The organism is Candidatus Tisiphia endosymbiont of Melanophora roralis (assembly GCF_964026575.1).
In the GTDB taxonomy this organism is placed as follows: domain Bacteria; phylum Pseudomonadota; class Alphaproteobacteria; order Rickettsiales; family Rickettsiaceae; genus Tisiphia.
The window spans coordinates 768,720-784,507 of record NZ_OZ032161.1 but is presented as its reverse complement, the minus strand read 5'-3'; the positions used below and the strand labels follow the sequence as shown (position 1 = coordinate 784,507).

Sequence of the window (15,788 nt, the reverse complement as noted above, 5' to 3'; positions counted from 1 at the left end):
ATTCATGTTCACAATTTATTCTGATATTCCAGCCAGTTTTGGATTAAAATTAAAAATTTTAATCCAAAACTGAGGTTTCAAATATGATGGTCTATAAGCCGGATTTTGTATAAATAATATTTCTATTATCTACTGCAGTTATTTATCTAGGATAAATATTACCATTTATCTCAAGCGATCCACCCACATTACTTCTAGTCAGAGATGCCTAGGAACACGTAAGTTCTGTAATGCCTATTTGATCTTGCTCTTGGTGGGGTTTACCATGCGTAGCTTGTTACCAACCTACCGGTATGCTCTTACCACACCATTTCACCCTTACCAAAATTTGATAACAAAGTTTGGCGGTATATTTTCTGCGGCACTTTCCCTAAAAGATTACTCTTCCGCTGGACGTTAACCAGCACCATATCTCTGTAGAGTCCGGACTTTCCTCGTAAATTCTAGTATAGATATTTACGCAACTGCACGACCATCGAAGTGATTATGTTCTGAAATAATCTTTCCGTCAATGATTATTTAAAATTATTCTTCTAGGATGCTTAGTGCTAGTTAAAAACCTGTTATTATTGATATTTTCAAGATAATAAGTTAAATTTATGGTAGTGAGTATAAAATTTGCCGCTGAATTACGGGATAAATTATATGGATTAAATCTTTCTGACCCAAAATATCTACAATTTTACCAAGAAATGGTATTTACTTTTATTAAAGGTAATGAAAATGAAATATTACAAGTATATAAAGATATTAAGGGGTACAACACTATAGGGATAGGCTTTAACATGGATAATCCAAGAGCAAAAATTGTGTGGCAGACAATATTCCAAGGTTCTTTATCATTTGACAAAGTTTATAATGGCGATAAAGCTATTACAATACAACAATCTCGAATGATATATGATTGTAAGAGTGCTGTTAATCGCCTAGAGCTAAAAAATATTTATGGCAAGTCTTGGGATAAGTTAAAACCTAACGAGATGCTGATGATTGAGGATATGTATTGGAATGGTGGTAATAAGCTAGTAGGTAAATATACCAAGTTTTTTAAATATATGGTTCTTTATACTGAAAGTTCTAGATTAAAATATCTTACACAAGGATTAATCGAGGTAAAAGAAAATTCTAATAAAGAGAGAATTAGGGGTATTCAAAATCGTAGAAATGTACAAAGTGAAATAGGTGACTCGTCCAAATGTTCTGCTCCAGTGATAAGGACATGATATACTGCTCGTAAATGAATAGTTGGTAGACGAAGGTCAACTTCAAGAAGAGCTAGGAGTGTCAAAGTCGAGCAGCGGAGCGTACATTAGTACGTGAGCAGCGGAGATCTTTAGACACGACGACGCCAATTCTTGAAGTTCACCGAGTATATAACTTTTTTTCACAGCTACCTCTTGTAAAATAAACGAGGAGACACTATATCAAAACTTATCAAATTGATTTATTAAATTGGGATTAGGAGTGTATATGGCGAAGATCATAGGTATAGATTTAGGAACAACAAATTCTTGCGTCGCAGTAATGGAAGGAAAAGAGCCAAGAGTCATAGCAAATGCTGAAGGAGTTAGGACTACTCCTTCAATGGTAGGATTTGGTAATGACGGTGAAAAATTAATTGGAGATTCAGCAAAACGTCAAGCTGTAACCAATCCACAAAATACTTTATACGGTATTAAAAGATTGATAGGTAGAGGTTTCTCTGATCCTATGGTAAAAAAAGACCAAGATCTTGTACCATACAAGATAGTAAAAGCTGCTAATAACGATGCTTGGGTTGAAGTTAAGGGCGAAAAATATTCTCCAAGCCAAATTAGTGCTTTCATTTTACAAAAAATGAAAGAAACAGCTGAGAATTATCTTGGTGAGAAGGTAACACAAGCAGTCATTACTGTACCAGCATATTTTAACGACGCACAGCGCCAAGCAACCAAAGATGCTGGCAAAATTGCTGGTTTGGAAGTATTAAGGATAATCAATGAACCAACAGCAGCCGCTTTAGCATATGGTTTCGATAAAGCTGAGAGCAAAATAATTGCAGTTTATGATCTTGGTGGTGGTACGTTCGATGTATCAATTTTAGAGATAGGTAACGGTGTATTTGAAGTTAAATCTACCAACGGTAATACTTTCCTTGGTGGTGAAGATTTTGATTCTAGAATTCTAGATTATTTAATTGATGAATTTAAGAAAGAAAGTGGTATAGATTTACGCAAAGATCCTTTAGCTTTGCAACGTCTGAAAGAAGCTGCTGAAAAAGCTAAAAAAGAATTATCATCTGTACCTCAAACTGATGTTAATTTGCCATATATTACGGCTGATAGCTCAGGTCCTAAGCATTTAAATATAAAATTTACTAGGGCGAAATTAGAATCCTTAGTGGCAACATTAATTGATGATACAATAGAACCATGTAAGAAAGCTTTAAAAGATGCTGGGCTAAAAGCTTCGGATATTCAAGAAGTAGTACTTGTTGGCGGTATGACTAGAATGCCAAAAGTTATTGAGAAAGTAAAGGAATTCTTTGGTCGTGAACCACATAGAGGAGTTAACCCTGATGAAGTCGTGGCTCTAGGTGCTGCTATTCAGGGAGGAGTGTTAAATAAAGAAGTTACTGATATATTATTGCTAGACGTCACCCCTTTATCTTTAGGTATTGAAACTCTTGGTGGGGTATTTACTAGGCTGATTGATCGTAATACTACTATTCCGACTAAAAAGAGTCAGGTATTCTCTACTGCTGATGATAACCAGCATGCTGTAACGATTAGGGTATTCCAAGGTGAACGGGAAATGGCATCTGATAATAAGATACTTGGCCAATTTAATCTTGATGGCATTCCGCCTGCACCACGAGGATTACCGCAAATTGAAGTAACTTTTGATATAGACGTTAATGGTATAGTGCATGTTTCTGCCAAGGATAAAGCTAGTGGTAAGGAACAAAAAGTAACTATTCAAGCTTCTGGAGGTCTTAGCGATACGGAAATTGAACAAATGGTAAAAGATGCAGAAAAAAATGCTGAGGATGATAAAAAGCGTCGTGAATTAATTGAGGCTAAAAATAGTGCTGATAGCTTAATTTATTCAACAGAAAAAACTCTAAAAGAACATGATAGTAAAATATCAGCTAGTGATAAACAAGAAGTAGAAAATAGCATAACAGAGTTAAAAGCAGCTTTAGAGTCTGATAATCTTGAGCAAATTAAAGCAAAAACTGATGCTCTTATGGCTAGTAGTATGAAAATAGGAGAAGCTATGTATAAATCTCAGCCAGATGATCATAGTGAGGAAAAACCTGAAACGAATGATGACAAAGTAGTTGATGCTAACTACGAAGATGTCAGTAACAAGTAGGAATTTTTGGATGTCACCCCATAACTGTTGAAAGTTAAAAAATCGTCTATTAGCAAAGTGCTGTTGTAAGGCTTAAACCGTCTATTAGCGAGCGAACGTACGTGAGCGTGGCAATCCCACAACTGTTGAAAGTTAAAAAACCGTCATCGCGAAGCGTCGATAGACGCCGTGGCGATCTCATGAAGTAAGCTCTTCTTCACAAGATTGCCACGTCGTCGCTTACAGCGACTCCTCGCTAATAGACGGTTTAGGGCTTACAAAGCTCATCGCGATGACGATCTTTTAACTTTCAACAGTTGTGGACATCACCCCTCATGGTGAGGCTGCTAAAAAGGATAATTTAAACTAAATTAAAAATCATATATTCTTATTATGTCGACAAAAGATTATTACCAAATACTTGGGGTTAGTAAAACTGCTACCCAGGAAGAGCTAAAAAAAGCTTATCATAAATTGGCGATGCAATATCATCCTGACCGTAATACACAGGATAAACAAGCAGAAAAAAAGTTCAAGGAAATAAGCAGTGCTTATGATATCTTAAAAGATGAACAAAAAAGAGCTGCCTATGATCGTTTTGGACATGATGCCTTTCAGAATTCAGGTGCAGCATCGTCAGCTGGAAGACATAACAATAGTGGACCTGATATAAATGATATATTTGGTGAGTTTTTTAATGATTTTATGGGTGGCGGGGCAAGAAGACAACGACCATCAACTACCATTAGAGGCTCAGATCTAAAATATGATATCACAGTTACTTTGCAAGAAGCATTTCGTGGTATCGACAAAAATATTAGTTTTACCAGTGAAGTAAAATGCCAAACATGTAATGGCAGCGGATCAGAAAGTAATGCCGGAATGACCGAATGCGACGCTTGTGCAGGACAAGGGGTTACCAGAAGACAAGAAGGCTTCTTGACATTTAAACAAACTTGTGCAAAATGCCAAGGTGCAGGACAAATCATTAAAAATCCATGCAAAAAATGTTATGGTCAGGGGCGTTACTCACAACATAGAAATTTATTAGTAAATATTCCAGCTGGTATTGAAGAAGGTACTAGAATAAGGCTTATGGGTGAAGGAGATGCCGGAGTGCGAGGAGGAAATAACGGGGATTTGTATATTTTTATTACTATTAAACCGCATGACCTCTATAAAGTTGATGGAATTAATTTGCATTGCAGACTACCAATTAGCTTTATTAAAGCTATTTTAGGTGGAGAAGTAGAAGTTCCAGATATAGAAGGTGGTAAGGTAAAATTACAAATACCCGCTGGTACACAAAATGGCGAACAACTTAGGTTAAAAGGCAAAGGTATGTCTAAGGTTAGATCAAGCATTAGAGGTTATATGTTTGCCCACATACATATTGAGATACCAAAGAATCTTACTAAAAAACAAAAAGAATTACTAGAATTGCTGGATAAAGAATTTACAAGCGACAAAGATGAGGATGACGCTAGTTTTTTTAATAAAATGAAAAACTTATGGTCATGAAATTTTATCCAGATAATCAAGTTTTTCCTTAACTGTCATTCAGATTTCCTATTTAAAGCAATTAAATAAACCTCTACTGACTCTTTACGACTAGAAGATGGTTTAAAATGCTTGACCTTATGAAAATTAAGTTTAACTCTGTTTAGCACATTATTCTCCGTACCACCTCGAAAAATTTTGGCAATAAAATGCCCCCCAGGTCTTAGAATTTTTAAGGCAAAGTCAAGGGCGTGTTCACATAAGTCAAGAGTCCGAATATGGTCAGTTGTTGCATGCCCCGTCGTATTAGCAGCCATATCACTCACTACCACATCAGCACTACCATAGAGCATCTTTATAATAATCTCTTTGGTATCTTCAGCATAAAAGTCTTTTTGTAAGCAATGTACACCAATAATTGGCTCAATGTCAAGCAAATCAACTGCAATTATCGTGCTATTATTACCACTAGATTCATCAGATTTAATAGACTTCCTGCAGAATTCTACTTTTGCTGGTAATTTGTGCGTGATACCGGTACTCTGCTCCTCACGTACATTTGAGTACGCTGCGGGTCGAGGTTCCGTGTCTCCTACAAATTCCTCAGCAAAAGCGAATTCTGCAGGAAGTCTAATAATTTTGCTAGCTACTTGACTCCACCCACCTGGTGCAGCACCTAAATCGACTAATTTCATCCCTGGTTTTAACAGATTAAATTTTTCATGGATTTCCAGCAACTTATAAGCTGACCTAGACCTATAACCATCAAGCTTTGCTTTAGAAACATATGGATCATTTAATTGGCGTGTGAGCCACTTTTTTGACGAATTTTTACGCTTTTTTGCAGTTTTAACGGCAACAAATTTACCTCTAAACCCTAATATATTAGATGTCATGACACATGATCTCACTAGATTTTTTAGCAATTCTATCCAATACAGAATTAACAAAACCAACCTCGTTTTCATTCAACATATCACTTGTAATGTCGGTGAATTCATTAATTACCACTTTACTTGGAACATTTGGAAGAAATTGTAATTCACAAATTGCCACACGCAAGAGAGCAAGAAGCAAAACAGGTAAGCTGGTAATTTGCCATTCCGATGTCAAATGCCTTGATATCGTCTTATCAATTTGAGGTAAATTTAGAACTACAGACTTTACTAACAATTCAAAATAGCTTATACTTAGCTTTACTTTTATTGGTTTATTGAAATTGGTTGTTAAATCATTAGCTACTCGTTCATCTTGATAGAATTGGACAATTTGTTGCATGATCCGGTCTATGTTTTGATCAGGATTCTCCGGTTTATACTGATAAATTGCTTGTACTGCAGCAATACGTGCTATTGTTTTGGTACTAATCTTGGTTGAGGTCATAAAAATTTTTGATGTATTGGTAACATATTTAATCTATTACTCGATAATCAAGTTTTTTAAAATTATTAAAAAATACGTCTATTAGCGAGAAGCGGCGACGCGGCAATCTAGGATACGCGAAGCGTTACTCTAAAAAAACAGCTTCGCTGTTTACCTGGATCGCCACGGCATCTAAAGATGCCTCGCGATGACGGTTAAGGAAAAACTTAATTATCGAGTATATTAGCTATAGCAAAAAAGCATAATTTAGTAAACCTAATTTAAAAAATAATGAGTGGTATGTTATCAATATTCGGATTTATTCTAACAATCAGCTTATTAGTCTTTATTCATGAGTTTGGTCATTATTACATAGCTAAAATATTTGGAGTAAAGGTTGAGGAATTCTCGATAGGTTTTGGTAAGGAACTATTCTCTAAAATAGACAAAGATGGCGTAAAATGGAAAATTTGCACCCTACCCTTCGGTGGTTACGTTAAAATTTATGGATTTGACCCTGCAACACTTGAAGATGCACAGGGTCATAGACCTCTAGCTTTTCTTAGCAAGCCTCTATGGGTTCAATTCTTAATTATAGCTGCTGGACCTATAGCTAATTACTTGTTAGCCATTCTCATATTCACAACTATTTATTTTTCCCATGGTCAAGTAGAGATAGCTCCTGTAATTGGTGAAGTGGTGGCTAATTCCCCCGCTGAACTAGCTGGCCTTATGGAAAATGATAAAGTTATTATGATTGGCACTAATAAAATTGATAGTTTTGTCGATTTACAGAAAAATATATTCATGAGCGGGACTAAACCCATCAATCTTTTAGTTGAAAGACATGATGAGATTATTAATATTGTTATAACTCCAAAGGAGATTAGTCAAAAACTGGATGATCAACCTGAGATAAAAAGACCTTATATAGGAGTTATTGCTAAGAATGAACCTATTTTTATAAAAATGAATATTTTTCAAAGTATCTATCAAGGATCGAAAGATGTTATTTATATTTCCAACTTAATTTTAAGAAACTTTGGACAAATGCTAATGGGTACAAGATCTTTAAATGAGATTGGGGGACCAATTGCCATTGCTAAGGAGTCAGGGAAATCTTTAGAACAAGGGGTAGCAAATTTCGCACTATTTGTAGCCATGATATCAATTAATCTAGGTTTACTTAATTTGCTACCGATTCCAGTTCTTGATGGTGGACATTTATTATTTATAATATATCAAATAATATTTGGCAAACCACTTAGTGCATCTATAAAAAATGTTATACTAAGACTAGGTATGGGGATAATTATTTTTCTTATTGTAATTTCCTTGTCAAATGATATAAAAAACTTAGTATTTTAAATTTTAGTATGACTTATAAAACCAAACAAAAGAAGGTTCTTGTGAAAACAAACGTCAAATCAACTATTAAACTAGCTATTTTGGCAACAACTGTTTTATATAATACATCAGCTTTATCGGCTGAGTATATAAAAAAAATAACTATTCAAGGTAATAAAATAATCGAAAACTCGACTATTGAAAATTACTTAAAGCTTCAAGTAGGAGAAGAGTATACTTCATCTAAAGGAGATGAAGCAATTAAAAACCTTTACTCAACGTCTCTATTTGAAAATATAAGTATTACACTAGTCAATGGTGGCAATTTGATAGTTACTGTATCAGAAACTCCGTTTATTACTAAAGTAGTGTTTACAGGTAATTCTAAAATCAAAACATCTTCATTATCGAAAGAATTGCTTACTATGTCTGGTGAATCAATGAGTCCAGCTAAAATCCAACTAGATGTGGAAAAAATTAAAGAGATATACAAACGTTCAGGTCGTTTCTCTACAACCGTAACGCCAAAAATTGAAAGGCTTGAGAATGACAGAGTAAAAGTTACTTTTGATATTGCAGAAGGACCTAAAACAACTGTTAAAAAAATCTATTTCAGTGGAAATAATAATTACCGTAGTACAGAACTACAATCTGTTATCCTAACAAAACAGTCAAGATGGTTTAACTTTTTAGAAACAAATGATACTTACGATCCAGACCGCTTAGAGTATGATAAAGAATTGTTAAAGGAATTCTATCAGTCAGTAGGATTTGCCGATTTTCGTGTTATTTCTGTTACAGCAGAACTCAATCCAACCAAAGAATATTTTACCATCACTTACTCTATTGAAGAAGGGGCAAAATATAATTTTGGCAACATTACTATTGACAATAAATTACCTAATATTGATATAAATGAAATTAAAAAATATATTAATGTTAAGTCAGGTGATACATTTAATATTAATAGTTTGAATAAAATAGCAAATAAAATCTCTTCACATTTTGCAAGTAAAGGTTATCCAGGAATTAATGTTTACCCTGATATAAGTAGTAAAAACCCTGATCATACTTTCGATATTAAATTCGTGATAGATAAGGCAGAAAAAGTATTTATTAATCAAATTAATATTACGAATAATCTAAAAACTGAAGATAAAGTTATTAGACGAGAATTTAAAATTTCTGAAGGAGATATATTTAACCGTTCTTATATAGAAAAAGGTCATCAGAATCTACGCAATTTGGATTATTTTGAAAAAGTACTTATTAGCGTTACACCAACAACACGAAAAGACAAATATGATATTAATATTGACGTTGAGGAAAAATCAACATCTTCAATTAGTTTTGATGCTGGCTATAACACAGCAGGAGGACCATTTGGACGTATATCATTTTTGGAACGTAATTTAATTGGTACTGGAAAAGTGTTAAATGCTGGAGTACAAGTAGGAAAAAAGAGTATTAGTTACTATGGTGGCATAACCGAACCTCATTTTCTTGATAAAGATGTATCGCTAGGTTTTAATGTTTTCAATAATTATAGCGGTCGTGGAACTTCATTTCTTTCACAAGGAGATCAAAATTATACGTTAAAATCTATAGGACTCAAACCTTCTCTTGGTTATGATATTGCGGAAGACTTAAGTCATGAAATTGACTATACTCTTAAGAGAGATGTATTAAGCTCTCTAGGCAATTCAAGTTCTATATTCTTAACTGAACAGATGGGAAAATTCATCACATCAGCCATCGGACATACTATCACTTATGATCAGCTTGATAGTAGGATTATTCCTAAAAATGGTTATGTTATTAGTGGCACTCAGGAATTTGCTGGTGTTGGGGGTAATAATAAATATTTAAAACATGAACTAGACGGTAAATATTTTAAATCTTTTATCAATAATAAATTCACTTTAAAACTTTCAAGTAGTGTCGGTGGTATTATGGGTGTAGGAGGTAAAACTGTAAGAATTTCTGATCGGTTTAATTTGGGTGATTATAGCCTTAGAGGATTTGCTGCTAGTGGAATAGGTCCTAGAGAAAAAACAACAAATGAAGGTCTTGGCGGAGAAAAATATTATACATTTTCAACAGAACTCAACTTTCCGACTGGTTTGCCAGAAGATTTTAATTTAACTGGAGCTGTTTTTATGGATGCTGGTAGTCTTTGGGGTGTAGGATTAAATTCTAAAAGTATTTATAAATCTGATAGTTTTTATAATGATAAGTCACTTCGTGCTTCTGTTGGGGTAGGTTTTATATGGGTCACTCGCTTTGCCCCTATCAGAATGGATTGGGCTTGGCCAATTAAAAAGAGACCTTATGATGAAAAGCAAATTTTTCATCTAAAGTTTTCTACCCATTTTTAATATTATAACCTGAGTTCTAAAATTAATGAAAAAGAAGTTGAAATGTTCACAGCAACCTAGACATTAGTAAGAATTGCAAAAAATTTTATACGACAACAACACAAGGTCAAAAACAATAATTTTCAAAATAATCTTGTATAATCCTCGGTGTTTCGTGTATAAATTAAGTTTTAAAATAAGTTCTAAAAATTTGTAAGCTCTATATGAAATTAGCAAAATTATTATTTTATACCATCACTACCTGCTTAGCTTTATCTGGCTGTAAAACTAAGAAGATAGATGAAGATTTAATTGTTCCAGCTCCTGAATTATACAATGATGGTCTTGTGTTATTGGAAAAACAAAAATATTTGAAAGCTGCCGAGGAATTTTCTAGAATTTTTTATCAAGACCCTGGTAATAAAATGACTCCTCAAGCTGAGTTAATGCAAGCCTATTCTTTATTTTTAGCATGTCAGTATGAGGAAACGGTAGATGTACTTGATACTTTTATTAAGCTTCATCCAATGCATGAAGATATTGCATATGCGTATTACCTAAAGGCATTATCGTATTATATGCAAATCTCAAATGTACAGCTTGATCAATCAAGAACCTTTTTAGCTAAAGAAAGTTTTGAAGATGTTATAAAACTTTTCCCTAAAACAAAATATTCAATTGATGCATCTTTAAAAATTGATTTAGTAAATGATCATTTAGCCGGTAAGGAAATGGACGTAGGTCGTTATTATCTCAGTAGAAATAACCCGATAGCTGCTATCAATAGATTTCAGCTTATTGTGGATAATTACCAAACTACATCACATATACCAGAAGCACTTTATCGTTTAGTGGAAAGTTATTTAATGCTGGGACTTAGCGTTGAAGCGAAGAAATATGCTGCAGTACTTGGTCACAACTACCCAAACAGTAACTGGTATAAATATTGTCAACCGTTTATTAACAACTTTCCAAAGGGACCAAATAAAACGCCATCTCAATAATAGAATTTTTTTACAATTCTACTTTTGCTGGTAAATTTTACGTCGCTCTTGGACTCAAGTCCGTAATGCATATTTCATGCCACTTACGGTTTTTTGCTTTTCTTGCCTCTTCTACAAATTCTCTAGCATAAGTACCTTATTTAGGCTCTATATATCTTATGGGATTGTTGCAACAGTTTCATTATATAGAATAAAGCCTTTATCATTTATTATTTAACAATCTAGGTATTTTTATGAAGAAAAAAGCTTACTTTTTATTTTTTTTCTATATTTCATTTTGTTTCTCTGCTTATGCTAAGAAAGAATTATATACTATATGGCAGGATACTGTAGTAGTTGACGATCCACTGATAGAGGAACTAATTGACAGTAAAGCAATGCAAAGATTAAAATTAATTGATCAATCTGGACCCGCACCTTATATAGGGTTACTTCCATATTTTAGTAGATATGATCATAGTATAGGGGTGTTTGTATTACTTCAAAAAGCACAAGTATCAAAAATTGAGCAAATAGCTGGGCTATTACATGATACTTCCCACACTGTTTTTTCTCATTTAGGAGACAATTTATTTTATCATGAGCAGCAAGAAAAGTCCTATCAAGATACTATTCATTTATGGTTTTTACGTTCTATGAAAATAGATGAAATTATAAGTAGATATAATATTACGATAAAAGATCTTGATCCAGATGATCCAAAATATACGGCTCTTGAAAGACCACTACCTGATCTTTGTGCTGATAGAATACAATATAATATTCATACAGCAGTAATACTTAATAAAATATCTAAATTAGAAGCAAAGGAAATAGTAGATGATCTGAAATTCCATAATGGAGTTTGGTTTTTTACTAATAAAAATACTGCCAAGAAATTTGCAATGATTCCTTTATATTTAATTAAAGAATTATGGGGAGCCCCATTTAATGCTGTAGTTTATGATTATTTTCATAAAATCTTAAAACGTGCTATAAAAATAAAACTAGTTTCTAAAGATGAGTTACATTTTAGCGTAGATCAAAATGTAATGCAAAAAATAGAAAATAGTAATGATAAAATTATAAAAAATTTATTAAATAAATGCAAAGAAGATGCAAAATCTTTTAGACTAGCTAAATATGGTAAGGGTCAAATAAATATAAAACCAAAATTCAGAGGTATTGATCCTTTAATTCTTGATAACAACCAATATAAAAAATTATCTCAATTAGATGGAGATTTTTCAAAAAAATTTAAAGAAGTGCAAAATTGGTGTAAAAATGGTTATGGAATTAACCTTCCTAATTCATAGGATTAAATTTATTAGACGGCATTGAATCTAGCCTAGATGCCTAAAGCACCAACAGAACTAGAGTTATGCAAGAGGTTCTAATGTTATAAAGTCTTTCGGTGAAGAATTTTATTTTGATAGACGAACTGGAGATAGAGTTTGAGAAAGGACTATGTGTGATTACCGGTGAAACTGGAGCTGGTAAGTCTATTTTGCTAGATGCAATTTTGTTCTCTTTAGGTAACAAATTCTCTGATAATGTAATAAAACATGGATGCGATTATTGTACGGTTGCTACAACATTTACTCTCAATAATGATTTAAAAAAGCTTTTGGAACAATTTAATATTGAGTGTGACCAAGAATTACTGATAAAACGTATCCAAAAATCTGGTAACCGCAAAAAATTTCTTATAAATGATCAAGCGGTGACAGTAAATACCTTGCAACAAGTAGCAGATTATTTATTTGAACTTCATGGACAAAATAGCCCTACTACCCTTCTTACCCCCTCCTCCCATATTAATATTCTAGACGATTATGGAAACCTTCTAGGTTTAAGAGCTGAATTATCCAAGCATTTCAATATTTTACAAGCAACTACTAAAGAAATCAATAAAGTCACAAAAGATAAAGATACTATAGAACGAGAGATAGATTATTTAAATTTTGTAACCAAGGAATTAAAAACTCTTGACTATCAAGTGGGAGAAGAAGAAAAACTTACCACTATAAGACACAGTTTACAAAATCGTGATAAAGAAATACAAGCAACTCAAGATATATTATCACATCTTGAAACTCCTGAAATTAATAAGTCCATTGCTAATGTTCAACGTTTAATAGCCCGTAACTTACAGGGAAATGAAGAATTTGCCTCTATTTCATTAAATTTGGACGATTGTTATAATAGTCTAGAAGAAGCACGTATAAAATTACAAAACATTATTAATAACTTTGATACAAATGAATTTAACTTAGATGAAGTGGAAGAAAGACTGTTTAAAATCCGTGACATAGCACGAAAATATAATATCTCTTGCGATAAAATACCTGAATTTGTTGACAATTCTAACCAACAATTAAATGCTCTGAAGGATAAAATTAATAACGTTAAAATCCTAGATATGAACAAGCTAGCTGGTCATAAAAAATATTTTGAACTAGCTGAAAATTTATCGCATCAGCGTTCTAAAATAGCCAAAAACCTAGAGTTAGCTATGCAAAAAGAGCTTGAACAACTTAAAATGGAAAAGGCAATTTTTAAAGTAGAAATAGTCTCTAAGGATAATATTGCAAGCCAAACTGACAATAAACATTTTTTGGAAGACAGGGATACTTCTCAAGTAATGTTATCTAAGGTATCAGATAATGGTATCGATAATGTGCGTTTCGTTGCCTCAACTAACCCTGGTATGCAACTTGCTCCTATTGATAAAATTGCTTCTGGTGGTGAATTATCAAGATTTATGTTAGCACTAAAAATTTGTCTTTTTGATAAACTACTTAAGGAAACTATTATTTTTGATGAAATAGATACAGGAATTGGTGGTATCGTAGCCGATAAAGTAGGAGAAAAACTAAAAAAGCTTAGCTCTATTGCCCAAGTTATCACAATTACTCACCAACCGCAAGTGGCAGGTAAGGCAGATCAGCATATTGTCGTTAACAAGCTACAATTGAATGAAAGCACTAAAATTACTGTAAAAAATCTAAATCTTCAAGAGAGGCAAGCTGAACTTGCTCGCATGATCTCAGGCAAATCTATTACCGATGCGAGCTTGAAGGCAGCTAAAGAGCTTCTACATCCTTAGCCCCCTTCCCCTTAAGCAACCACCTTTTTCTTAATTACTTTATTAGGATTTACTTGAAGTTTTTCTTTAATTCTAGCTGCTTTACCACTTAGATTTCTTAAGTAATATAGTTTAGCACGACGTACTACACCATATTTAACAACTTCAATCGAATGTACAATTGGTGAGAAAATCATAAATCGTCTTTCCACACCTTCACCATGACTGACCTTACGAACTACAAAAGAAGATGCAACACCACTATTCCTTCTAGCAATTACTACGCCTTCATACATTTGAAATCTTTCTAGTAATTTTTCCTTACCATCTTTCTCAACTGTTCGGTCAATTATCTTTACAGTAACCTTTACAGTATCTCCTGCTTTAAAGTCAGGAATCTTTTTATTTTCCGTTAGTTTCAGAATTTGCTGTTGTTCAAACTCTTCAATAATATTCATTACCTTAAACTCCTATAAATATTTAATAAATCCGGCCTACGTTTTTTAGTAATCTCTAAAGATTGCTTGCTTTTCCAATCTTTAATTAATTGATGATTACCAGACAACAAAATACTCGGAACTTCTCTACTTTTCCATTTTGCCGGTCTCGTATACAGAGGACATTCAAGCAATCCAGCAAACTCTCCATTTTCCTCAAAAGATTCTGATTGCAATGTGTCTTGATTCAGTAATACATTCGGAAGTAATCTAATCAAGCAATCAAGAATAGCAAGAGCTGCCACCTCACCACCAGATAAAATATAATCCCCTATACTAATTTCCGTTACATTATACTCTTCAATTATACGTTCGTCAACCCCTTCAAAGCGACCACATAAAATTATTATTTGCTTTTCTTGTATAATTTCACGAGCAATATTTTGGTTAAATAGCTTTCCTCTTGGTGAGGGATAATATATTTTGGCATTAGGATTTGAAGACAAAACATGATCTATACAACTACCCACCACATCTGGACGCATTATCAGTCCGTTACCACCACCATAAGGCTCATCATCAACATTTTTATGCCTAGTTAATCCAAAATCTTTTATATTAACCACATTATAAGACCAAATACCCTTTTCTAAGGCTTGCCCTGCAAGGGAATATTGCAAAAATCCAGGGAACATTTCTGGAAATATGGTTAATATTGATGCATGTAATGAAGACATGTAATAAATATGATGAAATTTTAAAATAAAAAAATTGATTTGACTTATATTATAGTTTATATAATTAGGCAATATGAATCCACTAACACTTTATTGTTAATCTTCATCATTTATTTTTCGGAGCATGGCGCAGCCTGGTAGCGCATCTGGTTTGGGACCAGAGGGTCGGGAGTTCAAATCTCTCTGCTCCGACCACAAATTTCATTGTATTTAACATTTAATACCTCCTTTACTATTAAACAAATGTGGGCTGATATGGGGTATCAGTCTAAAGATTTAAAGGGTCTCATTAGGAAAAGTATAACATAGATTTAGAAATTGTTAAACGACCAGCGTGCAGATTTTGGATACCAGAAAGTACACCATTAGAACTATTGCCAACAAGAGAAGTTGGGTTTAAAGTACAGCCAAGGCGATGGGTTGTTGAGAGAAGCTTTGCCTGGATAAATAGAAATAGAAGGCTCTCCAAGGAATATGATTTTCTTACTGATTCTAGTGAAAATATAATTTTTTTGGCTATGAGTCGATTACTTCTTCGTAGGATATTTACTAATTCACATTACCATAGTACACAAACATTTGATAAAATATAGGCAGAAGGTCAGGAAATTAAGAGTTTTGCAGAGAATATAGATTTACAG

The 15,788-nt window shown here is 33.3% G+C and carries 12 protein-coding genes, 1 tRNA gene, 1 other RNA gene and 1 pseudogene; 10 read left to right on the top strand and 5 right to left on the bottom strand.

Annotated features, from left to right (window positions below):
- Positions 1-78: 78 nt before the first annotated feature.
- An RNA gene (gene rnpB, locus AAGD53_RS03870) (RNase P RNA component class A) lies at positions 79-480 on the bottom strand.
- A 119-nt stretch (positions 481-599) separates the two neighbouring features.
- Between rnpB and AAGD53_RS03865 the strand changes: the two genes are divergently transcribed.
- The 3 genes from AAGD53_RS03865 (at position 600) to dnaJ (ending at position 4,857) form a co-directional block, all read left to right on the top strand.
- Entirely contained in the window at positions 600-1,223 is a 624-nt protein-coding gene (locus AAGD53_RS03865) for a hypothetical protein (RefSeq protein ID WP_341763358.1), read from the top strand.
- A gap of 247 nt (positions 1,224-1,470) precedes the next feature.
- Positions 1,471-3,357: a molecular chaperone DnaK gene (gene dnaK / locus AAGD53_RS03860; protein ID WP_341763357.1), complete on the top strand. Its 1,887-nt coding sequence runs from the start codon at positions 1,471-1,473 to the stop codon at positions 3,355-3,357.
- Between the two features lie 372 nt (positions 3,358-3,729).
- Positions 3,730-4,857 carry a molecular chaperone DnaJ gene (gene dnaJ, locus AAGD53_RS03855; RefSeq protein WP_341760983.1) on the top strand — a complete coding sequence of 376 codons (1,128 nt, stop codon included), beginning with the start codon at positions 3,730-3,732 and terminating at the stop codon, positions 4,855-4,857.
- A gap of 35 nt (positions 4,858-4,892) precedes the next feature.
- Here the strand turns inward: dnaJ and AAGD53_RS07750 are convergent, their stop codons facing one another.
- The gene (locus tag AAGD53_RS07750) at positions 4,893-5,732 is read right to left on the bottom strand and encodes an SAM-dependent methyltransferase (RefSeq protein ID WP_410521120.1); all 840 of its coding nucleotides are present in this window, start codon (positions 5,730-5,732) and stop codon (positions 4,893-4,895) included.
- Entirely contained in the window at positions 5,722-6,219 is a 498-nt protein-coding gene (nusB, locus tag AAGD53_RS03840; RefSeq protein ID WP_341763355.1) for a transcription antitermination factor NusB, read from the bottom strand. The genes AAGD53_RS07750 and nusB overlap by 11 nt, the downstream gene beginning before the upstream one ends.
- A 279-nt stretch (positions 6,220-6,498) precedes the next feature.
- On the opposite strand from nusB, the gene rseP reads away from it, so the two are divergent.
- From rseP to recN, 5 genes are all read left to right on the top strand, one after another.
- Positions 6,499-7,566, top strand: a complete 1,068-nt coding sequence (gene rseP / locus AAGD53_RS03835; protein WP_341763410.1) for an RIP metalloprotease RseP — start codon at positions 6,499-6,501, stop codon at positions 7,564-7,566.
- A gap of 41 nt (positions 7,567-7,607) precedes the next feature.
- Entirely contained in the window at positions 7,608-9,923 is a 2,316-nt protein-coding gene (bamA, locus tag AAGD53_RS03830; protein WP_410521119.1) for an outer membrane protein assembly factor BamA, read from the top strand.
- Between the two features lie 203 nt (positions 9,924-10,126).
- Complete coding sequence (locus AAGD53_RS03825; RefSeq protein WP_341763354.1) at positions 10,127-10,906, top strand: outer membrane protein assembly factor BamD; 780 nt, start codon at positions 10,127-10,129, stop codon at positions 10,904-10,906.
- Between the two features lie 233 nt (positions 10,907-11,139).
- The gene (locus tag AAGD53_RS03820) at positions 11,140-12,201 is read left to right on the top strand and encodes a hypothetical protein (RefSeq protein ID WP_341763353.1); all 1,062 of its coding nucleotides are present in this window, start codon (positions 11,140-11,142) and stop codon (positions 12,199-12,201) included.
- Positions 12,202-12,299: 98 nt separating this feature from the next.
- A complete protein-coding gene (gene recN, locus AAGD53_RS03815) occupies positions 12,300-13,994 on the top strand; it encodes a DNA repair protein RecN (RefSeq protein WP_341763352.1) in 1,695 nt (564 codons plus the stop codon).
- A gap of 11 nt (positions 13,995-14,005) precedes the next feature.
- Here the strand turns inward: recN and rplS are convergent, their stop codons facing one another.
- Together rplS and trmD are read right to left on the bottom strand one after the other, a co-directional pair.
- On the bottom strand, positions 14,006-14,431 hold the full coding sequence (gene rplS, locus AAGD53_RS03810) for a 50S ribosomal protein L19 (protein WP_341747533.1): 426 nt from the start codon (positions 14,429-14,431) through the stop codon (positions 14,006-14,008).
- Positions 14,431-15,147 (bottom strand): tRNA (guanosine(37)-N1)-methyltransferase TrmD, encoded by a 717-nt coding sequence (gene trmD / locus AAGD53_RS03805; protein WP_341763408.1) that lies wholly within the window; start codon positions 15,145-15,147, stop codon positions 14,431-14,433. The genes rplS and trmD overlap by 1 nt, the downstream gene beginning before the upstream one ends.
- Positions 15,148-15,265: 118 nt before the next feature.
- Between trmD and AAGD53_RS03800 the strand changes: the two genes are divergently transcribed.
- Both AAGD53_RS03800 and AAGD53_RS07745 read left to right on the top strand, forming a co-directional pair.
- Positions 15,266-15,342: transfer RNA gene (locus AAGD53_RS03800), tRNA-Pro, on the top strand.
- Positions 15,343-15,524: 182 nt separating this feature from the next.
- Positions 15,525-15,740: pseudogene (locus AAGD53_RS07745) on the top strand (transposase); the annotation flags it as partial.
- Positions 15,741-15,788 lie beyond the last annotated feature (48 nt).